The sequence below is a fragment of the Streptomyces indicus genome (genome assembly GCF_900100315.1).
Classification (GTDB): domain Bacteria; phylum Actinomycetota; class Actinomycetes; order Streptomycetales; family Streptomycetaceae; genus Streptomyces; species Streptomyces indicus.
In genome coordinates this window covers 23,237-44,592 of the sequence record NZ_FNFF01000009.1, presented here as the reverse complement: position 1 = coordinate 44,592, position 21,356 = coordinate 23,237, and the positions used below count along the sequence as shown (strand labels likewise).

17 protein-coding genes and 1 pseudogene are annotated in these 21,356 nt (G+C 74.0%); 3 read left to right on the top strand and 15 right to left on the bottom strand.

Going from position 1 to position 21,356, the window contains the following annotated elements:
• Positions 1 to 68: 68 nt before the first annotated feature.
• The 7 genes from BLT97_RS21990 to BLT97_RS21960 form a co-directional block, all read right to left on the bottom strand.
• Positions 69 to 4,922, bottom strand: a complete 4,854-nt coding sequence (locus tag BLT97_RS21990; RefSeq protein WP_093612832.1) for an SAV_2336 N-terminal domain-related protein — start codon at positions 4,920 to 4,922, stop codon at positions 69 to 71.
• 202 nt (positions 4,923 to 5,124) lie between these two features.
• Positions 5,125 to 6,207: an AAA family ATPase gene (locus tag BLT97_RS21985; protein WP_093612830.1), complete on the bottom strand. Its 1,083-nt coding sequence runs from the start codon at positions 6,205 to 6,207 to the stop codon at positions 5,125 to 5,127.
• A gap of 74 nt (positions 6,208 to 6,281) precedes the next feature.
• Entirely contained in the window at positions 6,282 to 8,042 is a 1,761-nt protein-coding gene (locus BLT97_RS21980; RefSeq protein ID WP_281251146.1) for a VMAP-C domain-containing protein, read from the bottom strand.
• Between the two features lie 86 nt (positions 8,043 to 8,128).
• Positions 8,129 to 8,632 (bottom strand): CU044_2847 family protein, encoded by a 504-nt coding sequence (locus BLT97_RS21975; RefSeq protein ID WP_342742762.1) that lies wholly within the window; start codon positions 8,630 to 8,632, stop codon positions 8,129 to 8,131.
• Positions 8,633 to 9,092: 460 nt separating this feature from the next.
• Entirely contained in the window at positions 9,093 to 10,538 is a 1,446-nt protein-coding gene (locus BLT97_RS21970) for a carboxyl transferase domain-containing protein (RefSeq protein ID WP_093612826.1), read from the bottom strand.
• A complete protein-coding gene (locus BLT97_RS21965; RefSeq protein ID WP_245769466.1) occupies positions 10,531 to 12,000 on the bottom strand; it encodes an acyl-CoA synthetase in 1,470 nt (489 codons plus the stop codon). The genes BLT97_RS21970 and BLT97_RS21965 overlap by 8 nt, the downstream gene beginning before the upstream one ends.
• Before the next feature lie 50 nt (positions 12,001 to 12,050).
• Positions 12,051 to 13,307 (bottom strand): SLC13 family permease, encoded by a 1,257-nt coding sequence (locus BLT97_RS21960; protein WP_093612822.1) that lies wholly within the window; start codon positions 13,305 to 13,307, stop codon positions 12,051 to 12,053.
• A gap of 238 nt (positions 13,308 to 13,545) precedes the next feature.
• Between BLT97_RS21960 and BLT97_RS21955 the strand changes: the two genes are divergently transcribed.
• Positions 13,546 to 14,271, top strand: a complete 726-nt coding sequence (locus tag BLT97_RS21955) for a FadR/GntR family transcriptional regulator (RefSeq protein ID WP_093612820.1) — start codon at positions 13,546 to 13,548, stop codon at positions 14,269 to 14,271.
• A gap of 30 nt (positions 14,272 to 14,301) precedes the next feature.
• On the opposite strand, the gene BLT97_RS21950 is transcribed toward BLT97_RS21955, so the two are convergent.
• Positions 14,302 to 14,832 carry a DUF1062 domain-containing protein gene (locus BLT97_RS21950; protein ID WP_093613229.1) on the bottom strand — a complete coding sequence of 177 codons (531 nt, stop codon included), beginning with the start codon at positions 14,830 to 14,832 and terminating at the stop codon, positions 14,302 to 14,304.
• Positions 14,833 to 15,136: 304 nt separating this feature from the next.
• Complete coding sequence (locus BLT97_RS21945; RefSeq protein WP_093612818.1) at positions 15,137 to 15,694, bottom strand: GNAT family N-acetyltransferase; 558 nt, start codon at positions 15,692 to 15,694, stop codon at positions 15,137 to 15,139.
• A 241-nt stretch (positions 15,695 to 15,935) separates the two neighbouring features.
• On the opposite strand from BLT97_RS21945, the gene BLT97_RS21940 reads away from it, so the two are divergent.
• Positions 15,936 to 16,589: an esterase/lipase family protein gene (locus BLT97_RS21940; RefSeq protein WP_093613227.1), complete on the top strand. Its 654-nt coding sequence runs from the start codon at positions 15,936 to 15,938 to the stop codon at positions 16,587 to 16,589.
• A gap of 1 nt (position 16,590) precedes the next feature.
• On the opposite strand, the gene BLT97_RS21935 is transcribed toward BLT97_RS21940, so the two are convergent.
• From BLT97_RS21935 to BLT97_RS21925, 3 genes are all read right to left on the bottom strand, one after another.
• A complete protein-coding gene (locus tag BLT97_RS21935) occupies positions 16,591 to 17,196 on the bottom strand; it encodes a hypothetical protein (protein ID WP_245769464.1) in 606 nt (201 codons plus the stop codon).
• 8 nt (positions 17,197 to 17,204) lie between these two features.
• Positions 17,205 to 17,828, bottom strand: a complete 624-nt coding sequence (locus BLT97_RS21930; RefSeq protein ID WP_093612816.1) for a hypothetical protein — start codon at positions 17,826 to 17,828, stop codon at positions 17,205 to 17,207.
• An 85-nt stretch (positions 17,829 to 17,913) separates the two neighbouring features.
• Positions 17,914 to 18,609 (bottom strand): DUF899 domain-containing protein, encoded by a 696-nt coding sequence (locus tag BLT97_RS21925; RefSeq protein ID WP_093613223.1) that lies wholly within the window; start codon positions 18,607 to 18,609, stop codon positions 17,914 to 17,916.
• A 123-nt stretch (positions 18,610 to 18,732) separates the two neighbouring features.
• On the opposite strand from BLT97_RS21925, the gene BLT97_RS37565 reads away from it, so the two are divergent.
• A complete protein-coding gene (locus BLT97_RS37565) occupies positions 18,733 to 18,975 on the top strand; it encodes a hypothetical protein (RefSeq protein ID WP_143041366.1) in 243 nt (80 codons plus the stop codon).
• On the opposite strand, the gene BLT97_RS21920 is transcribed toward BLT97_RS37565, so the two are convergent.
• From BLT97_RS21920 to BLT97_RS21910, 3 genes and pseudogenes are all read right to left on the bottom strand, one after another.
• Positions 18,918 to 19,757: an FkbM family methyltransferase gene (locus BLT97_RS21920; RefSeq protein ID WP_093612814.1), complete on the bottom strand. Its 840-nt coding sequence runs from the start codon at positions 19,755 to 19,757 to the stop codon at positions 18,918 to 18,920. The genes BLT97_RS37565 and BLT97_RS21920 overlap by 58 nt on opposite strands.
• Entirely contained in the window at positions 19,754 to 19,987 is a 234-nt protein-coding gene (locus BLT97_RS21915; protein WP_093613221.1) for a Trm112 family protein, read from the bottom strand. Before BLT97_RS21915 ends, BLT97_RS21920 begins: the two co-directional genes overlap by 4 nt.
• Before the next feature lie 497 nt (positions 19,988 to 20,484).
• Positions 20,485 to 21,351 (bottom strand): annotated as a pseudogene (locus BLT97_RS21910) (hypothetical protein); the annotation flags it as partial.
• Positions 21,352 to 21,356: the final 5 nt, after the last annotated feature.

Genomic DNA, 21,356 nt, shown 5'->3' with positions numbered 1-21,356 from the left:
CAGGGGCGGCGGAGGTACGGCCGGGCTGCTGGGCTGCGGAGGCACGGCCGGTTTGCTCGGCGGCCCGGTCAGCCCGTGGTGCGCAGGGCGTCGAGCAGGTCGCCGAGGTCTCCCGTGACCGTGCGGCAGCCGAGTCCCGCCAGGTTCCGCCGGGTCACTTCGTGGCGGGCGAATCCGATGGACGGGACGCCCAGGTCGCGGGCGGCTTCGAGCTCGGCGGCCGAGGAGGAGACCAGCAGGGTCGCGTCGCGGCGGCCGCCCGTGGCGTCGAGGGCGCGGCGCAGGCACTCCGGGTGCGGCATGAGCCGTGTGAGGTCGGGGCCCCGGCCGTACACACCGGCCCGCAGCGTGCCGCCGAGTCCGCGCGCGTCCAAGTACGTGGAGACCACGACCGGCGCCACGTCCGTCACGATCCCGACCCGCCGGCCCGAGGCGTGCAGCGTACGGATCAGGCGGTCGGCGTGCGCGGTCGGGAAGGTGGTGGCCGCCGCCTCCAGTTCGAGCCGCGTGAGGCGCTCGGCCACCGGGGCCGCGAGACGGTGGTCGCCGAGGGCGCGGAGCAGGTCGAGCGGGTGCGGGTGGCCTTCGTACTGCCTCAGGCCCGTGCCCTTGAGCAGCCGGTCGCCGCGCAGCGACTCGTCCGGACGCCGCAACTCGACGATCAGCTCGGCCAGTTGGCGGCTGATGTCGCGCGCGACCTGGGCGGGATAGAGGCGGACGACGGGCCCCTCGAAGCCGAGCAGGACGACGCGGGCCTGTGCCAGGGCCTCGGCGGCGTCCTCGGCGGAGAAGCCCGCGGAGCCGGTGGTCCGCTGCGGCCGGTCAGGGGCCGCTGTCCGGGACGGCCGGGACGGCCGGGGCGGTGAGGGGAAGAGGTCCGCGCCCTGAGGCATCGGCGGTGCGGCGGCTGAAAGGTGGACCGAGCAGCTGACGGTCAGGCCCGGCACCGGCCACGGCTCCAACTGCGCGTTCTGTACGTCCTGTTGGGCCGCGCCCACACGCTCGGCGGTGTAGCGGCGGGTGATGCGGGTCAGTACGCGCTCCAGGTGCGCGAAGAGGGCCGTCGCCACGGAACTGACGTCCGCCTCCACGAAGGCCAGGGGGCCCGTCACGTTCCAGGTCAGTTCCACGGAGGCCGTGAACGGGGCGGGGCCGGCGCCCGGCAGGGGGAGTTCGCGGCGCTCGCGCTGGAGGGTGAGGTCGACCTCGTAGTAGCGGGCGGTCGTGTCCTGCGCGTACTCCTCCGCGTCTTCCTCGTCCGGCACCAGGTACACCACGGCAGTTGTCGCGTGGTTCACCTCCGGCGTCTCGCCGCCGTGGATCGGGAAGGGGCCGCGGACCAGGTCGCGCGGGACCGTCGGCGGCTCCGCGGGCTCTGTGGGCTCCGGCGGCTCCGGTGCGGGCGTGGGCGACGGGTCCGGGGAGTGGACGGGCTCGGGCCGGTGGACGTACGCCACCAACTCGCCCTGCACGATCAGCGGCGAGAAGCTCCGGTGCGAGAGCGGGATGACAGCGCCGTCCCGCGCGTCCTCGTAGAGGGGCCGGGAGACCACCACCAGGGCCTCGCCCGGCATCGGGTCGACCTCGCGCCGCAGGGAGTGCCGCCCCAGGTGGCCGATGGGCCGGGAGTTGTGCCAGAACATGACCCTCAGGCTCACCGGCAGCGGCAACCCGGCTTGCAGCGCGCCGAGTTCGGCCAGGACCGTCGGCAGCAGGGGCAGCACGGAGCTGCCCGGCTCGGTGATGACGAGATAGCCGTTGGGCCGGGCGAGCAGCTCGTATGCGTCGGGGTCGAGCAGGTCGCGGGCGAGCAGCGCGCCGACGAACCGGCCGACCGCGTCCTCGGCCTGCTCGCTGTCGCCGGGCGACTCGGCGAGGAACTCGAAGACGACGGCAGCGCGTTCACGGGCGCCGGAGGAGAGCAGTTCGCGGTACAGCTCGTCGTGGAGGCCCTCCAGGTCGGGGCCCACGGCTCCGTCGACGCGCGCGTGGTACTGCTCGTAGGAGTCGATGGCCTCGTCGGTCCGGCCGAGGGCACGCAGGGCGAGGACGTGCAGATGGCGCAGGCTCTCGGACTCGGGGTACCGCACGACGAGGCGCGCGAGGTCGGCGGCGGCCGTTTCGGCTTCGCCCAGGTCCAGGTCGATCTCCGCACGCCTCATGAGGAGTTGGTGGTGCAGTGCCCGCAGGTGGATACGGGTGCGGCGGGCGGCCGGTCCGGGAACGCCCGCCAGGGGTTCGTCCTCGAAGCCGTCGAGGGCCGACTGGACCATGGACCGCCTGGCCTCGGCGCTCTCCCTGTCCTCGCGGGGGTCCGTACGGTTCTCGCGGAAGTCCGCACCGTCCACCAGCGCGCTGACGGCGTGCAGGTCGATCTGGGCGGGGGCGGCGAGGACCGCGTATCCGGTCCGTCCGGCGGCGAGCGTGCCGGGGCCGAGGGCGCGCGCCAGCTCCTCCAGGTACGGGACGGGGTCCTCGCCCGCGTCCTCCCCCCACAGCCCTCGGGCCACGTCCGCCACGGGAACGGGTCGTCCGTACCGCTCCAGGAGGATGACGAGGCAGGCCTTCGCCTCGGGGGACAGCTGCTCGGCGCCTGGGCACAACTGCGCGCCGATCAGCTGGAACTGCGGGGCCTGGGTGGCTGCGCGCTGGATGATCGGCCCGAAGTCCGGGGAGGCGAGCAGGGCGATGATGGCGTCGGCGTCGCGGTCGGGATCCGGTTCGAGCGGCTCGACCTGGGAGAGGATCTGCCAGTTGAGCAGGGACCAGGCGCGGAAGCCCTGGTAGCCGGCCAGCTCGTGGAGCAGGGTGTCCAGCCGCTCACGGTCCTCGTCGGGCGAGTTGACCGCGACGCTGTCCAGGAACCCGGTGAGCCGCACCGCCCCGTCCGCGCTGTCGATCAGCACATCCGCGGGCTTGAGCGGGCCGTGCCCCAGCCCGTGCGCGTGGGCGGCCGCGAGCGCGCGAGCAGTGTGGGCGGCCAGCCGCGCGAGCAGCCAGAACGGCACCCGGCTGCCGGCCGGGCCGCGCAGCACATCACCCAGGCTGACGCCGTCCACGAACTCCTCTACGGCGTACGCGGTGTCCGCCTCGAAACCGTGCTCGTGCAGCCGTACGACGTTCGGGTGGTCCACCGCGGCCAGCGCCCCGGCCCGCCACCGGAAGACCCGGGCCCCCTCGCCGTCGGGCTCCAGACCGGGGAACAGGTGCAGCACCACGGTCCGCCCGGCCCGGAGGTCCCGCGCCCGCCACGTCTGCCGCTCGCCCGCGCCGAGTCGCACCTCCAGCACGTAGCGGTCCGCGAACAGCCGTCCCTGCCCGGCCTGTTCGCGCACGGCGCCGCCCATCCGCCGCACGCTCTCCGCCCGCACCGAGGCGACCGCCGAGCCCTCCGCCGCGTGCTCGTTCCCGCCCGGGACGGCCACCCGGATCTCCCCGGCCGCGATCCCCGCCCGGTCGTCGATGGGTGCGCCGAGGCGGGCCAGCAGGTCGCGGGTGCGCAGGCGGGCGGTCCGCGGCAGGGTGCCGAGCAGCAGCTCCCGTACGCCCTCGCGGAAGGTGTACGCGCCCGGTGTGCCCGGGACCGCCTTCAGGAGCCCGCTCAGGATGACCTCCGCGAGGTGGCCCGGCTGCGGGCGGCGCTCCAGGGCCGCCTGGACCAGGCGCATGTACGGCAGGTGCGGGCGGCCGACGGCGAGATGGCCCGCGAGGCGGTACGCCTCCGGGGACGCGAGGGCGCGGAAACGCAGCAGCAGCTCCTCGGGTCCGAGTTCCTGGACGGCCTCGCTGCGGGCGGGTGCCGGGGCGGTTGGTGCGGGTGGGAGGTGGGCCGCGGCGCCCGGCACGGGGCCCGAACCCGCCACCAGGGCGGCCCAGTTGGCGAGCCAGGGCCCGGAGGGTTCGAGGACGGGCAGGGGCAGCCAGTCGGTCCCCGGGGCGGCGGCGTCGGATGGGCCGTATGTGGCGAACGTGCCGGGCGCGCCGGGTGTGCGGTACGCCGCGGGTCCGTCCGGTGTGCGGTACGCGGCGTTGGGTGCGGCGGGCCACGGGGCGGTGAGCGTGGTGGCCGTGGCGGGGAGTGCGGTGGTGCGCCAGAGCCGTTCCGGCAGGGGCTGGACCACCGCGACCGGGTGGCGGGCGGCCCAGCGGTGCAGGGTGGCGTGCCAGCGCCGGCCCGCCGGGCCCGCACGCCACTGCGGGCCCATGCAGTCGCTGAGCACCAGAGTGACCGTCCGTCCGTCGGCCGGTGTGCCGGCGGTGCCGCGCACCTCGCCGGACTCGGTGAGGCGGTGCACGTCCAGGGTGCGGAAGATGCCGGACTGGCCGAGCGCGGTGCGCAGTTCGCGCAGCAGGGGGCGCCAGACGGTCATGGTCGGGCCGTCGTCGTACACGATCCGCAGCCTCAGCCAGCGCTCGGCGGCGGGCCGCAGCACCGGCAGCCACGCCTGCCCGGGCGCCGCGAGCCGCGCGATCCGGTCGGCGGTCGCCTGCTCGTCCAGCTCGAAGCCGGCGGGCGCGGGCACCCGGCGCTTGAGCGGCCGCAGCGCGCGCTGGAGGGTGAGCGGCCGGGCGAGCATCGGGGGTGCGGGGGCGAGCAGGGAGGTGAACCCGTCCTCCCCGTCGCCCTCGCCGCCCGGCCCGGCGAGGGCGGGCTCGGGGAGGTGGACGGGGACGCGGGGTTCGGGCAGGGGCGGCTGCGAGGGCTGGGGGAGGTGCGGTGGCGGGGTGGGTTCGGGGTGTGCGGGGGCGAGGTCCTGGGGTGCGCCGGGCGGTCGGTGGGGGAGGTCCGCGTGCGAGAGGCCCTGCTCCTCGCCTGGCTGCTGCTCGCCGGGGCTCATGTGGCGCGCCAGCCACAGGAGTTCGGCGAGCTCGACGGAGGTGGGCCCTTCACCCGCGCGCTCCCCGCCCGCCTCGGTGAGCACCTCGGCGAGGCGGGCGACCAGCGGGGGGTCGGGGGGTGGCGTTGCGCTCCCGGTGCACGTGGCGTCGGTGGATGCGGCGTCGGGACCGGACCCGTCGTGACCGGATCCGCCGGAACCGGACCCGCCGGGAGCCGGCCCCGGGCACGCCGAGTCGGTCGGTGGCCCTTCACCTGCCTGCCCGTTCGCCTCCTCCGGCCCGGGGTCAGAAACCCGCATCGTCCTGGTGCCCCCGGCTCAGATACGGCATCAGCTGCTCCGCCAGCGCGTCGCGCGAGCTCCCCTCAAGGCCGGACGCGCCCGTCAGGTAGATGGCGTTCAGGAGCTGGTCCGTGGCCAGCTCGCCGGCCGTGCCGCGCTCCAGGAAGCGCGCGATCAACTCCCTTGCGTACGGGGCCGGTTCGCCCAGGTGGGCGCGGACGATCTGCTCCAGGTGGACCTCGCGCGGCTGGTGCAGTTCGAGGCGGACGCAGCGGCGCAGGAAGGCCGGCGGGAACTCGCGCTCACCGTTGCTGGTCAGCACCGTGAACGGGAAGGCGCGGCAGCGCACCCGCCCGCCGCGCACCGTGACCCGCTCGTCCGTGCCGTCGACCAGCACCGAGGCGGAGGGGGTGTGGCGGGTGGCGCGGACCAGCTCGGGGATCTCGTACTGGCCCTCCTCCAGGATGTTCAGGAGGTCGTTGGGCAGGTCGAGGTCGCTCTTGTCGATCTCGTCGATGAGCAGGACGCGCGGGCGGCGGTAGGGGAGCAGCGCGGTGCCGAGCGGGCCGAGGCGCAGGTGTTCCTCCAGGTCTCCCGCCCCCGCCTGCGCCTGATGGCCGGGCTTCCCTTCGCCGCTTGCCGCCACGGACCTGCCCGTCGAGGCCGCCTCGCGCGCCGCCGAGGCGCGCCGGCCCGCCGCGTACAGCCGGGACAGCGGGTCGTACGCGTACAGACCGTCGTGCAGGACCGTGCGGCTCGTGATGTTCCACCGCAGCACCGGGCCCAGCTTCAGCTCGTGCGCCACCGCGTACGCCAGCGAGGACTTGCCGCTGCCGGGCGGGCCCGTCACCAGGAGCGGGCGCCTCAAGTACAGGGCGGCGTTGACGAGTTGGACGGCCTCGTCGGTGGCGATGTACGTACGGGCGCGGTGCCGGCGGTCCGGCGATGTGGCCGCACGGTCCTCGTGCTCCGCCGGCGTCGGCAGCGCGGGGCCGCCGTCGAACGCGCGCCACGGCGGGGGCGCGGGCAGCTGGTCGATGCCGTCGTGCGGCTGGTTCGAGCCGGTGAACACGGGCCACAGGGACATCGTTCTCCTCAGTGCTCCTTGCGATACGGGGCCGGGGGCGGCGGTCGGGTCGGGGCCGGGGCGGCGTGGGCGGGTTACGCGACGGGCGAGCCGGCGAACGGGACGGTCTCGGGCAGGGCGCGCGGGTCCTCCCACAGCAGGGACAGGTCGTGCGCCCAGTGCGCGCCACCGCCGTGCGGTCCCGCGTCGAACGCGTCCAGTCTCAACTCGTACACCGCATCGGGCAGTTCACCGGGCGGCAGCTGCGCGAGCCGCTGGGCGAGCCGGTCCAGGAACTCGTTGCTGCTGCACGCCTCGTGCGGCGCCCCCGCACACCCCGTGCGCGGCCAGATCACCGCGGGCACCGGAGCGTTGAGGCCCGCCTTGAACGCCTCACGCACCCGGCCGGGCGGCGCCCCGAGCCCCAGGAGGTCAACCCCGCGGCGCAGCCCGATGGTCAGGCTCACCGAGTCGCCGGGCGGCGCGCCGCAGGCGATCCGGTGCAGCCGGGCCTCGGCGCGCCCGTCCAGCTCCTGCCACTTGCGCCGCAGCTTGTGCTGGAGCATGCCGCTGCGCCGCCGCTCCAGCTCCACCACGACCACCGGCGCGAAGGAGCCCAGCGGCGAGTCGTCGTCCTTGCTTCGCTGCCAGTGCACCACGTCCGTGTTCAGCCACTTGCGGGGCAGCACGAAGGCGATCAACTCGCGCCCGTCCAGGTCGACTTCGCGGTAAGCGTCGTCGATCCGCTCCAGGACGTAGGGGCGCACCTCGCGCGTGCTGAGGGTGCGCTGGCCGATGATCCGGCGGTGGGCGCCGTTGTACGCGGACACCTCCACCAGGAAGCGGTCCTCGCCCGAACCGCTCGGCGCGATCTCCACCAGGACCGGCGACCAGGGGCGGGCCGCCGCGGGCGCGCGCTCCGGGGCGGGTGCACTCCCGCGGTTGCGGCCGAGGCCGCGCAGCGCGGCACGTGCGGCCGGGTCCTCGCAGTAGTCGGCGAGACGTGTGGTGAACCGCCCCAGCGCGTCCGGGTCCTGGATCTCGCTGAGCAGATACCAGGCCGCGTCCCACAGCGAAGCGAGCCCGCGCACGGGCGGCGGCGGCCCGAACGGGCCCACCGCGTCCCGGTACAGCCGCTCCGGAGCGCACTGCGCCTCCTGCCACACGGCTCCGGCGGCCACCGTGTCGAGCAGACCCCGCAGCCGCTCCTTGTCGGCCGCGGCGGCGGCGCCGGTCGGGATCAGGTCACCGAGCCGGGGCCAGTAGCGCGCCATGACCTGCGCGGGCAGCATCCGACCGTTGCGGATCTGCGGGTTGCGGGCCGCGGAGGTGACCATCCCGACCACCCGTCCGTCGTGCGCGAGTGTCACGGCGGCGCCGCTGAAACCGGGCGCGAGGGGCTGGCCCGCGGGCCCCCAGGCCTCCAGCTGCACCCACTCCTGGGTGATCAACTGGCCGCCGACGGCGCGGTATTCGGCGAGCACGCCCTCCTCGTAGGCCTTGGGGAAGCCGTACGAGAGCAGGCGCGGGGGCGGGTCGCCGTAGGCCTCGGCGGGCGCGGCGAACTCGGCGGGCCTGATGGTGACCGGGTCGTCCAGTTCGAGTACGGCGAGGTCGCCCGGGTCCAGTCCGTCGGCCCAGCCGCCGTGCGCCACGACCCGGGCGGGCAGCCGGTCCTTGCCCACGTGCGGGAAGGTGACGCCGACCCCCTCGGCCTCATGCGCGCCCACCACGTGGGCGCAGGTCAGGACGTGCCGATCGGAAACCAGGAAACCGGCGCCGAACTCACGGCCGCACTGGATCCGGGCGTGCCAGGCGGCGTTCCCGCCCGGTCCGTTCGGAGCCGCGGCGGGCAGCGGCGCAGGGCTCGCGGGAGACGTGCTTGTGGGGGTCGGGTTCGCGGGAGTCGGATTCACGGGCGGCGGGCTCATGGAAGGAGGGCTCACGGTTGCGGTGCGGGCGGCGCCGGCACCGGGGGAGCCGGCGGCGCGGGAGGTGCGGGCGGCTGCGGGGGCGCGACGACCGCGGCGCCCTCGACGCTGTCGGCGGCGGCCACGCGCTGTCCGAGGTAGGTGACCTGGCCCGGCCCTCCGGGCGCCCAGGCCAGCTTCACCACGAGATGGCCTTCGACCGCGCTCTTCGCGATCAGCGCACCGGCCTGCGCGGTCAGCTTCACGCCGAACTCGATCTCCACCGAGTCCGGCCGCAGCGACCCGTCGCGGAACACCCGCAGCGCCGACTCGGCGGCCGCCCGCACCCCGGACAGGGACTCCTCGAAGGTGCGCGTGGCCCGCACTGCGCCGTCGGAGCCGCTGACGAGATGCTGCCCCTCCTCGTCGTCGGCGGCGAAGTCCACCGGTACGACGGTGCCGTCCTCGGTGGTGAACTCCATGTATTCGCCCATGTCGCGGCCCCCGTCGTGCGTCCTGGTGATCGTGCGACTCATTGTGGCGCAACTCGCGGGCGGCTGTGGCGCGTTGCACGGTTGCGTAGGCACGCCGTACACACGAAGGCGCCGCCTCCCGTGGGACGGGGGAGACGGCGCCGTGCGTGGCTCCTCGGATCAGACGCGGGGTCCGGTCCGCGGGCCGGATCGTCGGGTCAGACCAGCCAACCGAGGAAGTGGGCGAGACCGGCGACGATGTTGGTGATGACGTTCATGGTGCTGCGTTCTCCTTGTGATCCTGCTGAGTTGGGACAAGACCCCGGCACGCTTTGGGACAGGTGACGGAGCGAGCGCGATTACGGTCTGCAGCCCGTTGCTTGCGCACCGTCAGCATCGTTGGTCACAAAGGACAAAAGCAAACGCATACGTGACGATCACCTGTTCTGGGGAGCAACTGTTCCCTTGTTCGGGTGAGTTGATCGGCGCGCGGGCGAACGAGGCGCTACCCGCCCCGAGTTGGTCACTGCGGCGAGGTGTCCGTCCCGCTCCCGACCACACCCCGTACGACGCCGAGATCCACCAAGTCCTGCGGGCGCAGGCGCAGTTCGTCCGCGGTCTCCCGTACGCGGGAAGGCGGGCGCTTGAGGATGGCGGCCGCGAGCTCCGGGGCGATCACCGAGAAGTAGCTCGACGGCGTGGCCCAGGTGCGGCCCGGCGCCGCCAGCGCGAGCGCGCCGCCCGAGCCGCCCTCGCCGATCACCAGCGTCGTCACCGGGACCCGCGCGCCCGCCACCGCCGCGAAGACCTCCGCGATCGCCGGGCCCGCGCCGGCCGCCTCCGCCGCCGCGTCGTTCGCCGCGCCCGGCGTGTCCACCAGGGTCAGGACCGGGATGCCGAGGCGGTCCGCGAGGCGGATCAGGCGGGCCGCCGTGCGGTAGCCGGCCGGACGCGTGGCCGTGCCGCACTGCGCGGCGTACGCGATCGTGCGGCCGTCGCGCAGGCCGAAGCCGCACCGCATCCCCGGGTCGCGGCCGCCGCAGCGGTCGCCCGAGATCTCCGTGCGCTGCGTGAAGTACGCGTCCAAGTAGGCGTCCGCGCGCGGCCGTTCGGGCGCGCGGGCCGCCTCGACCGCGGCCCAGCCGCTCTCCACCCGGCGCAGGTCGCCGAGCGCGTGCGGGACCGGTGCGGGCAGGGCCGCGCCCGGCGCGGTCAGAAGGCGCAGCCGCAGCGCCAGTTCGGACCGCAGCTCCTCGCTCCGTACGACCGCGTCCACATGGCCCGCGGCGAACTGCGCCTCCGCCGTGTACGCCGCCGGGTCCGCGTCCGCCGGGCGCACCCGCGACCCCGCGAACCCCACCTGCGCGCCGGGCAGCGCGAGTACCATGTCCGCGCCCGCGCCGAGCGTGGCCCAGCCGCCGCCCGTCGTGGGGTCGCGCAGCACGGCCAGCTGCGGCACGCCCGCCTGTGCGGTCAGCGCCGACTGGCGTGCCACGCGCTGGAGTTGGGTGAGGGCGAGCATGCCCTCCTGCATCCGGCTGCCGCCCGTCGCGATCAGTGAGACCACGGGGAGGCGGTGGGAGCGGGCGTGCAGGTGGGCCGCCTCGATCAGGTCGCCCGTGCGCGTGCCGAGCGAGCCGCCGAGGAAGCCGAACTCGAAGGCGATCACCACGGCCTCGGTCCCGCCGACGCGCACCCGCCCGCACACCACGGACTCCTGCTCCCCGGTGCGCTCGGCCGCCCGCGCCAGTGCGGCGCCGTAGCCCTGCCAGTCCAGCGGACCGTCCGGCTTGCCCGGACCGCCGGGCGTGGGGAGCTCGGTGAAGGTGTCCGGGTCGGCGATCAGGGCGAGGCAGGCGCGGGCGGAGGGGCGCCGCGCCGGGGGCTCGGGCTCGGTGGGCCGGGGTGCGGCGGCTTCCGGCGTGGCGGGCTCGGACGCGGTGGGCTCGGGCAGGGAGGGCTCAGACATGGAGGGCCTTCTTCATGATCTTGCCCATGTCGTTGCGCGGCAGCTCGTCGAGGTAGCGGACGATGCGCGGGCGCTTGTGCGGGGCGAGCTGCGCGGCCACGTGGTCCGCCAACTCGGATTCGGGCGGTGGGAGTTCGCGGTCGGCCGGGACGATCCACGCCACGATCCGTTCGCCCAGATCCGCGTCGGGCTCGCCGGTCACCGCCGCGTCCCGGACGCCCGGGTGCTCCATCAGGACGTTCTCGATCTCCCCGGCCCCGATCTTGTACCCGCCGCTCTTGATGAGATCGGTGGCCTTGCGCCCCACGATCCGCACGTAACCGTCCGGGTCCCGCACCGCCATGTCACCCGTGCGGAAGTAGCCGTCGTCCGTGAACGCCTCGGCCGTCGCATCCGGCCGGTTGAGGTACTCCAGGAACAGGTTCGGCCCCCGCACCTGGATCTCGCCCACCAGGTCGGGCCCGTCCGGCAGTTCGCGCCCGCTCTCGTCGACCAGGCGCAGCTCCACCTCGCGCAGCGGCACGCCCACCGTGGCGGCGCGCGGTTCGCCGTCCGCGCGGACGCTGGTGTTCATCAGCGTCTCCGTCATCCCGTACCGCTCGATCACCGCGCGCCCCGTGGCCGCCCTGATCCGCTCGTGGTCGCGGGCCTGAAGGGCCGCGGAGCCCGACACCAGGAGCCGCGCCCCCGCCAACGCCTTGGCGAGCGCCGGGTCCCCGGCCAGCTCCTCGGCGATGCGGTGGTACATCGTCGGCACCCCGAAGACCATCGTCGCCCCCGCGCTCAGCTCCCGCGCCACGCCCTGCGTCGTGAACCGGCCCAGATGCCGCACCGCACCGCCGCGCCGCAGCGGGCCCAGGACGCCGAGGATCAGCCCGTGCACATGGAAGAGCGGCAGCCCGTGCACGAGCGTGTCCTCGGCCGTCCACTGCCAGGCGTCCTCCAGGGCGTCCAGCGTGCTGGTGAGCGCACGTCGGGGGAGCACCGCGCCCTTGGGCGGCCCCGTGGTGCCGGAGGTGTAGACGATCAGGGCGGGATGGTCCGGGGTCGGTTCGGGCCATGTACGCGATCCGCCCTCAGTTGCGCTGCCCGAGGCAGGAAGGGCCTCGATGTCGATACGGGGCAACTCGGCCAGCACGTCCGGCAGTTCCTCGCCCGGGGCGGCCAGGACGAGGGACGGGGCACTGTCACCGACGATGTGCGCCAGCTCCCGTGCGCCGGTCTTCGGGTTCAGCGGGACCGCCGGGACGCCGGCGAGCAGCGCCGCCACCACCGCCACCGCGGTCTCCAGGGTCGGGGTCGCCCAGACGGCGACTCTGCGGGCCCCGCCCAGGGACTCGGCCAGCGCACCGGCCGAGGCGGCGAGCTCCGCGTAGGAGAGCGTGCGCTCGCCGAAGGTCAGGGCCGGCCGGGCGGACCCCTCGGCCAGGGCGGGGAACAGGGTCGCGGTGCGGTCACTCACGTGACGTACTCCCATCCGTAGGACTGCGGGCACGGTTTCCTCGGGGCGTATCACCCGAATCCTGGCACCACCAGGACCAGCCAGACGACGGCGGGCACGGCCGCGACCACGATCCCGCCGTAGACCATCAACTGCCGGAAGAACCGCTCGCGGTCGACATCCGGCGCGGCCGCGAGCACCAGGGCGCCGTTCGTCGAGAACGGGCTGACGTCCACCACCGTCGCCGACACCGCGAGGGCCGCGATCATCCCGACGGCCCCGATCTCGCCCTGCGCGAGGAACGGCACGGCGAGCGGGATCAGCGCGCCCATGATGCCGACGGAGGAGGCGAAGGCCGAGACGACCGCGCCGACGTAGCACAGGAGCAGCGCCGCGAGCAGCGGGACGCCGATGTCGCCGACCCCCTCGCCCGCCCACTTGATGGTGCCCATCTCCTCCAGGACCCCCACGTAGGTGATGACACCGCAGATCAGGAGCACGGTCGGCCAGGCGATCTCGCCGACGGCCTTGCGGCTGGACTCCGGCCAGACCGCGCTGAGCGCGACGGCGAGGGTGATGGCGGTCAGGCCCGCGTCGAGGTCGAAGCCGAGCACGGCGACGACCAGCGCGACGAGTGCGACGAGGGTGGCGATGCGCGCAGGGTTGAGGCGGGTGTCCTCGTCGGTCTCCAGTGAGGCGTCGGCGCTCTCCTCGGCGCGGCGGCGGGCCAGCTTGAGTCCGCCGAACAGGACGAAGACGACCGCCGCGATGATGACGTTGGCGATCAACGAGGCCAGGAACAGGGCGACTTCGTTGCCCGGGAGGTTCTCGCGCTCCACGATGCCGTTGACGATCGTGCCGTAGATGCTGATCGGCGAGAAGCCGCCGCCCTGCGCGCCGTGCACCACCATCGCGCCCATGAGGAGCGGGCTGATGCCGTAGCGCGCGGCGAAGCTCAGCGCGAGCGGCGCCACGATCGCCACGGCCGCCGGACTGACCGCGCCGATGGCGGTGAGCGCCCCCGTGATCACGAACATCACCCAGGGGATGAGCGCGATCCGCCCGCCGACCAGGCGGATGGAGGCGTGCACCAGCCAGTCGGTGGTGCCGTTCGCGCGGGCCAGGGCGAAGAGGTACGTGATGCCGACGAGGACGATGAAGAGGTCGCCCGGGAAGCCGGCGAAGATGCCGTCCGCGTCCATGCCGGCGACGAGTTCGCCCACGCCGAAGGCCGCGGCGAAGGCAAGTGCGCCCATGTTGATCGAGCGGGTGGTGGCGATCACGAAGACCACCACGAGTACGAGGATCGAGATCAGTTCCGCGGACATCGGGGGCTCCCCGTGTGCTGGAGTGGATGAGTGGGCGGCTTGCGGGCGGTGCGTCGCGCTTCGGAGGCTGGGTGGCGGCTGGGTGGCTCGGTGGTCAAGTGGCTGAGCCACTCGGTCACTTGGTGCCCCACAGAGTCGGGGTCGCGCGCACCCCCGTCAAGGGTCTGCGCGCAAATTGGCTCAGCCACTCGGCCAACCGCGCTGCTACGCTGCGGGCATCCACGGGAGGGGGCGGGCCATGTCCGAAGCACTGCGGCCCATGGGGCGTACGCGCCTCTACGAGCAGGTCATCGACCGGTTGCGCGCCTACGCCGCCGAGTCGGGGCTCACGTCCGGAGACCGGCTCCCGCCCGAGCGCGAACTGGCCGCACGGCTCGGTGTCTCCCGCGCCTCCGTCAAGCAGGCCATCGTGGTCCTCGAGGTGCAGGGCCTCGTCGAAGTGCGCCACGGCGGCGGTACGTACATGCTCGGCGACAGCCTCGACGCCGAGCCCGTCGACCGCATGGTGGAGCGGCGGCGCCGGCTGCCCGACGTCTTGGAGGCCCGCGAGGCGCTGGAGACCAAGCTGGCCGAACTGGCCGCCGAGCGCCGTACCGAGGAGGACCTCGCGGCCATCCGCGAGGCCATCGCGTTCATGGCCGAGGAGATCGAGCGCGGCGAGCACGGTGTGGAGGGCGACCGCCGCTTCCACGCGGCCGTGACGGCGGCGGCGCACAGCGCGATCCTCGCCGAGTTCATGCGCTCGATCGCCGAGCAGATCACCGAGTCGCGGCATGAGTCGCTGCGCCAACCGGGCCGTCCCGCGCGCTCGTTCGCCCAGCACATGGCCGTGTTCGAGGCGATCGACGCGGGCAACGGACGGGCGGCCGCCGCGGCCATGCGGCGGCATGTGCGCACGGTGGCGAAGGTGCGGCTCCTCGACTGGGACCCGGAGGGCGACGGGGGCGCCGGGACGTCCGGCTGACCCCGTCGCCGCCCCGGGTGGCCCGCCGGTTCAGTGCGTGAGCGTGAAGGTGAAGTCGGAGGAGCGTCTGCCGCTCAGCCGTGCCGTCGACACGATCTTCCGTTCGGTGACGAGCCGTTCGACTCCGCTCCGCGAAAGGCCGTACCCCTCGGCGATCAGCCGGGTGGGGCGGACCGGAATCCGCGCCGCGAAGCGCACCGACACCTCCCGCACCTCACCGGCCGCGCGGTCCGCGCCGGTGTCGAGGCGCCAGGCGCCGCCCCAGTCGAGGGCGACGCGGTTGCGGCGCCGGACGGCCGGATCCTGGAGCAGCTCGGCGGCCAGCGACGGGTCGTTGCCGTGCAGCCGGTCCAGCAACTCGGGGTGCAGGGACCGCACATGGGCCCGTTCCAGGATCGTGAGGTTCACCGTGTCCCCGCACCCGGCGCAGAGCGCGAGAAGCCAGGCGTCGAGGAGTTTGTGGTGGGCATTGACGCGAAATTTTCCGTTCGCCCGGAAGCGCCCGGAGGGACACACGTGGCAGCGACGGAGGACAGCCGGCAGACAAGTGGGCGTGACCAGCCAGGTCACCCGTGAATCGAGCACAGAAGCACACCGCTTCCTGTGAGAAATCCGCAGCGGAAAGGAGCGCGACGCGAAGAGCGCGACGCGCGACAGATCGGCTTCCGGGAGGTCTCACAGGGTGTACATCGGCACGTCCTTTGCCTGGGCGACTCGGCCGGCCAGCACGGTAGGGGCGGGCGACGGCGGCCCTCAACCGGTTTTCGGCCGCTCCTGAGGCCGGATCCATCGGCGGGATCCGTGGGCCGGATCCGTCGGCGGGATCCGTGGGCCGGATCCGTCGGCGGGATCCGTCGGCCGGGTCTCAGCCCCGCGAGGCCGTCTCCCCGCCCGCCGCCTTCCAGTCCTCGGCCAGCAGCCCGAGCAGCACCTCGTCGAGGAACTCGCCCATCACCCACGCCGAGGACCGCAGCAGCGCCTCCCGTACGAAGCCGTTGCGCTCGGCGGCGCGCAGCATCGCGTGGTTGTCGGCCAGCGTGTCCACCTGGAGCCGGTGCAGGCCGCGCACGGCGAACCCGTACGTGCACAGCGCCGCGACCACATCGGTCCCGTACCCCTTGCCGCGCGCGGACGGCAGCAGGCCGAGGCCGAGGTGCGCACAGCGGTTGTGCGTGTCGATGCCCCACATCGTCGCCGTGCCGACCAGCTCGCCGCCCTCCAGCTCCACCACGGAGAACGCCACGACGCCGTCGTTGGAGTCGTCCACCACGAGCCGCGGGTCCTGCGACCCGGGCTTGAAGGGGCGCCACGGCCCGCCGTCGGCCCGTGCCGCGTTGAGCACGTCGTTGAAGAGCTCGTTCCGCAGGATCGGGAGGTCTTCCTCGTGCCGGGCCCGCAGCCCGATCTTCTCGCCTCGAAGCATGCGATCTTCCTATCCGACGTGCCCTGCCGCGGCAATGCGATAAGCCGGCCCCCGCGGCCGCATGCTCAAGTACCCGTCTGCACGGGTCTGTTCATCCCGTCCCGCAGGCCCCACCATGCACGGGACCGCTACTCATGCGTAACCACCCTTCATTCAGGGGGACTTCGTGCTGCGCTCACCTCTCCGCAAGGCTGCCCGCAAGCTCTCCCGCCGGGCATCCCCGCTCCTCGCCGCCGCGGCCCTGCTCGGTCTCACCGGCCCGGCCGGAGCCGCCCAGGCGGCCCCCGGACCGACGCCCGCCGCCGACCGCAATCCCGTGATCTTCGTGCACGGATACAACGCCGACCCCGGCGTCTGGGGCGGTCTGCGCGCCGACTTCACGGCAGCCGGCTACACCGACGCCGAACTGTTCTCGTGGGGCTACGACACGGCCCTGTCCGTGAACGAGACCCTGTCCGGCCGCTTCGCCGCCTACGTCGATGAGGTCCGTACGCGGACGGGGGCCGGGCAGGTCGACATCGTCGCCCACTCCTTCGGCAGCCTCGTCACGCGCTGGTACATCAAGCACGGCGGCGGCGCGGGAGCGGTCGACGACTGGGTGTCGCTCGCCGGACCCAACCACGGCACGAGCACCGCCTGGGCCTGCGCGCTGTGGTCCCAGGCCTGCCGCGACATGACCCCCGGCTCGTATGTGCAGGACGGTCTCGCCGAGGGCGACGAGACACCGGGCGCGGTGTCGTACGCGACGTTCTGGTCGAACTGCGACGAGGTGATCAACCCGGACAGCAGCGTGCCGCTCACCGGAGCGACGAACGTGGCCTCGGGCTGCCTGGCACACAACGACTTCCTCGGGGACGACGCGGTGTCCGCAGGCGTACGGGACTTCGTGCGCTGACTCAGGCCGGCGCCAGGCCGGTCCGGGCCAGCGTCTCCTCGACGGCCCGGTCCACCACCCGCTCCCGCTCGCCGGGAGCGGCCCCCTTCACCTGCGCGCTCACCCGCTGTGCCTCCCGCGTCGTGGGCAGGAAGCCCACCAGGAGCAGCGGAAGGAGCTTGCGGCGTACGAGGAGTTCGGCCGCAGAGGTCATCTGGGGGCGGCGCACCACCGAGACGTTCACACGGACCGCGTGCTCGTTGCCGGCGGGGACGCCGGGGCGGTCCGTCTCGATCGCCGCGTAGCGGAAACTGTGCGCGCGCTCGCATCCGGCGCACCCCGCGGGCCCGCGCGCCAGCCGCTCACCGCAGTCCTCGCACGTCAGCCGGTCGTAGGCGGCGTCCACCACGCGCCAGTCGTGCCGGTCGGGTTCGCCCAGGACCAGCTCGGCGAGGTCCCGCTCCTCGCCGGGCCCCGCGCCCGAGGCCCGTACGAACGCCTCCCACGGCTCCTCGACGATCGCGTCCACGAGGGCCCGGCACGCGGCACAGTCCGGGGCGCCGCCGTACGCGTACTCCCCGCACGCGGCACACCGCCGCACCCTGTCCCCGACCTCAGGTCTCGCCATGGGAAGGATTATCTCCCGGACGCGGGGCGGACCTCCTGGAGAAGGCCCCAGGTGAAGTCACCGACGTACGCCCCGCGCGTGCCCTGCGCGTCCGGTGCCTCGAAGGCCAGGCGCCAGCGCGTGGGGGCGGAGCCCTCCAGGAGCCGGGCGGGCGGGAAGGCGCGGCCCACCTCATCGACGGTGGCCGACCACGGGAGGAGGTCCGCCACCGTGCGCGGCTCGGCACCGGGCGATCCCGGCGCCCGGATCAGCCACTCGTTGACCACCGCGGTGCCGCCCGGCGCGAGCAGCACCTCGAACCGGAGCTCCGGCCAGAGCGGCACCGGCCACAGCAGCGCCTCGCAGGTCAGATCGCCGACCTGCCGGCGCAGGGTGTCCGCGGGCGCGCCGAGCACCGACCGGTAGCGCGCCACTGCCCCGCGGCCGCGCGGCGCACGCACCATCGCCTGCCAGCGCCGGTTCGCCTCCCTCATCTCCCCCTGGGACACGCCCAGTTCACGACGCGCGTCCTCGACGAGGCCGGGCTGGTGATCGGCCATCCGGCGCAGCAGCACGAGCTGGAAGTCGAGGGGGCCGAAGCGGGGCGGTGGCGGTGGGGCGGGACGGGGCGGCACGGACTCATGGTGGCCCATGCCGCCCCGCCCGCGCCCCACCGTCCCCAGGCGCACCTTTGCGCCTCCCGTATCGGGGTCAGGCCTCCTTCGTCCCGTACCGAGGTCAGGCCTCCTTCGTCCCGTACCAGGCCGCGATGTCCTGCGAGCTCGGCCAGCGGCTGTACGTGGGGGACTGGGGCCAGCCCTCGGGGACGTCCTGCCACTCCTCCTGGCGGCCGTAGGGGAGCAGGTCGATCAGCGGGAAGGTGTGGCTGAGCTGCTCCGTGCCGCGGCCGTCGGTGTGCCAGGTGCGGTAGACCTTGTCGCCGTCGCGCAGGAACACGTTCACCGCGAAGCCGGCGCCGGGCGGGGCGCCGACGTCCGCGCCGAAGGGGCTGCCGGCCGTGGAGTACCAGTCCATCGTGTTGCCGACGCGCTTCTTGTACGCGAGCGCCTCGTCGATGGGGCCCTGCGTGACGATCACGAAGCGGGCGTCCCAGTTGGCGAGGAAGTCGAGCCGGGCGAACTGCGAGGTGTAGCCGGTGCAGCCGGGGCACTGCCACTCCTTGCCCTCGAACCACATGTGGTTGTAGACGATCAGCTGCGACCGGCCGTCGAAGAGGTCGACGAGGCGGACCGGCCCGTCGGCCGACTGGAGGGTGTACTCGGGCATCTCCACCATCGGCAGCCTGCGGCGCTGCGCGGCGATGGCGTCGAGCTCACGGGTGGCCGCCTTCTCGCGGACGCGCAGGGCGTCGAGCTCCTGCTGCCAGGTCTTGGCGTCCACCACGGGAGGCAGGGCCTTGGTGCTGTCGGTCATGGTGCTCATCCCTTACGACGAGGGGTCCTGTCTTCCGGTACAGACCGTCGTCAGGGGCAGAACTCATCGGTACCCTGCGAAGGCGCCTCTGCGGGCGCCCTGTAGGGGAGACGGGGGATGTGCATGGGGACTGTGTTCGCGTTTCTGGGCGGCCTCGCCGCGATCGCCGCGGCTCTGGTGGCCGTCCTGCACCGCCGCTCCCGGCGGCAGTCCGGTGAGCTGTCAGCCGAGGCGTTGCGGCACGAGGCGGCGGCGCGGGCCCGGGTCGCGGGCATCCGTACCGACGTGCGGGCGATGGCGGTCGGGGATCACTCGCCGTTCGGCAGCGGGCTGATGGGCGGGCCCTCGGGGGAACGGCGGCGCTGATGCGGGCCGGGGCGTGCCCCGCGCGGGCGCAGGCCCTCCTGGAGGAACAGCACCGAGTTCACATAGCGCGGGCCCGCGAACGGCAGGACGCGGCGCAGCAGGCCCGCGCTCGCGACATGCGACGTGGCCTCCTGGTGGGCGGCCAGGTCGAAGTCGTCGAGGGGCAGCCAGGACGCCGAGGGGAGCACCCAGCCGCGGTAGCCGTGGGCCGTGAGCAGGTCGACGATGGGCGCCGTGGGCTGGATCCGCGCCTCCAGTTCGATGAGCAGGGCCGGGTGGTCGCGGTCCAGGGTCCTGGTGGCGCCCCGCAGCGTGGCCAGTTCGCTCCCGTCGACGTCGATCTTGATGAAGTCCACATCGTGCAGGGCGAGTTCGTCCACCGGGATGCACGTGACGTCCACGCCGTGCGTGTGGATGTCGCGGCGGATCAGGGAGGACAGGCCCCGCGTGCCCGCGTCCCCCTCGGGGAACCAGAGCCGCGCGGTGCCCGGCCGCTCGCTCGTCGCGGCCTGCACCACCCGCACGTTGGACGGGGTGATCCGCTCCAAGGTGCGCGCCAGATGCGGCACCGGCTCGACGGTCACCACGTCGCGCGCACGGGGCGCGAGCCGTCTGGACCAGGGCCCGTACCAGCCGCCGATGTCCACCGCCGTACGGCAGCCCTGCGGCAAGTAGTCGTCGAGCCGGGCCAGTTCAGGCTCGAAGCGCGGATACAGGAGCTGGGCGATACGGCCCACCACGGGTGCGGGGAGCAGGGGGCCGACGCGAGCGGCGAGGGTCATGAGGCGTCCGTCGCCTCCTCGGCGGTCTCGATCCGCATCAGGAGCCGCTCGTGCTCCTCGTCCGCGACCTGTTCGCCGGAGGACGGGAGCAGCTGGGGGATGCCTTCGAGGATCGGGTACCGCAGGCGCAGGCGGGGGTTGTAGAGCACCTCCTCGGGGGTCAGGAGGTGCAGCGGGCCCTTGTCGAGCGGGCACGCCAGGATGGTGAGAAGCGGGTCTTCAGGGGTCATGGTCAAGGTCAACTCCTCGGCTTGCGGCGGTTGTTCAGGTGCGGCCGTGGGGGTGCGGCGGGCGGCGGGACCCGGCGCGGCAGATGCGTCGGGATGGTGCGGCCCGAAGGCGCGATGGGCGGGGGCGGGCGTCGGGTGGGGCGGGGGCGCGGTGGGGGAGTTTCGGCGGGGGCGTCGGGGGCTGCTTCCGCGGGTGCATCCGCGGGCGTGCCGGTCAGTGCTTCCGCGGGCGCGTCGGCGGGTGTTGCCGCGGGCGTTTCGGTGGGTGCCTCCTCCTTCGGAGGAGAAGGTGGGGACACAGCCGGGGGCGCGGAGGCGGCGGCGGGCTCGGGCCCGGACGCCGGCGCGGACAGCGCTGCCTGCGGGACCGTCCCCGGCGCGGGGGCCGGGGACGCGACGGCCACCTCGCTTTCCTGTACGGCCGCCCCGTCCCGTACGCCTTCGGCCTCGCCCGCACCCGATCCCGCCCCCGTACCGGAGCCAGCCCCCGCGTCCGCGTCATGCCGCGGCAGCGCAAGCAGCACCACGACCGCGAGCCCCGTGCCCGCGAGCCGCAGTCCGAGCCGTACCGGATCCGTGGGCAGCGGCTCGCCGTATGCGAGTGTGCCGAGCACCGCCGTGTACAGGCATGTCACCGTCGTGCACACCGGCACGATCAGCGAGGCGCGCGAGCGCTGCAGCGCCGCCGCCGACATGATCAGGCCGAACACGCCCGTGCAGCACAGGAGATAGGGGTACGGGGAGATCAGCAGGTCGAGGAAGCGGTCCGTGAACCCGCGGTCGTCCTCGCCGAGCAGATGGCTGGACACGCCCTTGATCGCGAGCGAGCTCACCCCGTACAACAGGCCGACGGCGACGCCGTATTCGACCCCGCTCGTGGGCAGCCGGTGCCGGTTGCGGGCGCGGCCCTCCACCGCCGCGTACAGCCACAGGCCCGCCGCGAGCGACGGGACGCAGACGAGGATGACGGTCATCACCGGCGCGTGCGTGCCGACCTGGTCCGCACCCTCCTTCAGCGAGAGCACCACCATGAGCAGCGCGGCCAGGATCGCCCCGATCGCCCAGCGCTCGCGTCCGCTGGTCCGCTCGCCCAGCATCCGCGCCGACAGGATCACCAGGAGGACCAGGCCCGACACGAAGATGCCCTGGGCCGCCGCGATCGGCAGCGTGCGGTAGACGAGGAGCTGCGCGCCGAACCCCGCCGCGAGCGCCACCGCGCCGCCCACCCACAGCGGGCTGCTCAGGACGTGCGCGAGCAGCCGGAAGGGCTTGCTGATGTTGAGCGAGGGCATCGCGGTCAGGGCACGTTTCTCCAGGACGAAACCCACGCTGTACAGCGTGTTCGCGAGCAGTGCCGCCGCCACCCCCC

Bases quoted from the DNA above. Each gene is read 5' to 3' on its own strand.
- BLT97_RS37565 (WP_143041366.1), top strand. From the start codon at position 18,733: ATGGGGACTGTGTTCGCGTTTCTGGGCGGCCTCGCCGCGATCGCCGCG.
- BLT97_RS21945 (WP_093612818.1), bottom strand. From the start codon at position 15,694: ATGCTTCGAGGCGAGAAGATCGGGCTGCGGGCCCGGCACGAGGAAGAC.
- BLT97_RS21915 (WP_093613221.1), bottom strand. From the start codon at position 19,987: ATGACCCCTGAAGACCCGCTTCTCACCATCCTGGCGTGCCCGCTCGAC.
- BLT97_RS21930 (WP_093612816.1), bottom strand. From the start codon at position 17,828: ATGGGCCACCATGAGTCCGTGCCGCCCCGTCCCGCCCCACCGCCACCG.
- BLT97_RS21970 (WP_093612826.1), bottom strand. From the start codon at position 10,538: ATGTCTGAGCCCTCCCTGCCCGAGCCCACCGCGTCCGAGCCCGCCACG.
- BLT97_RS21975 (WP_342742762.1), bottom strand. From the start codon at position 8,632: ATGAGTCGCACGATCACCAGGACGCACGACGGGGGCCGCGACATGGGC.
- BLT97_RS21985 (WP_093612830.1), bottom strand. From the start codon at position 6,207: ATGTCCCTGTGGCCCGTGTTCACCGGCTCGAACCAGCCGCACGACGGC.
- BLT97_RS21935 (WP_245769464.1), bottom strand. From the start codon at position 17,196: ATGGCGAGACCTGAGGTCGGGGACAGGGTGCGGCGGTGTGCCGCGTGC.
- BLT97_RS21960 (WP_093612822.1), bottom strand. From the start codon at position 13,307: ATGTCCGCGGAACTGATCTCGATCCTCGTACTCGTGGTGGTCTTCGTG.
- BLT97_RS21920 (WP_093612814.1), bottom strand. From the start codon at position 19,757: ATGACCCTCGCCGCTCGCGTCGGCCCCCTGCTCCCCGCACCCGTGGTG.
- BLT97_RS21925 (WP_093613223.1), bottom strand. From the start codon at position 18,609: ATGACCGACAGCACCAAGGCCCTGCCTCCCGTGGTGGACGCCAAGACC.
- BLT97_RS21955 (WP_093612820.1), top strand. From the start codon at position 13,546: ATGTCCGAAGCACTGCGGCCCATGGGGCGTACGCGCCTCTACGAGCAG.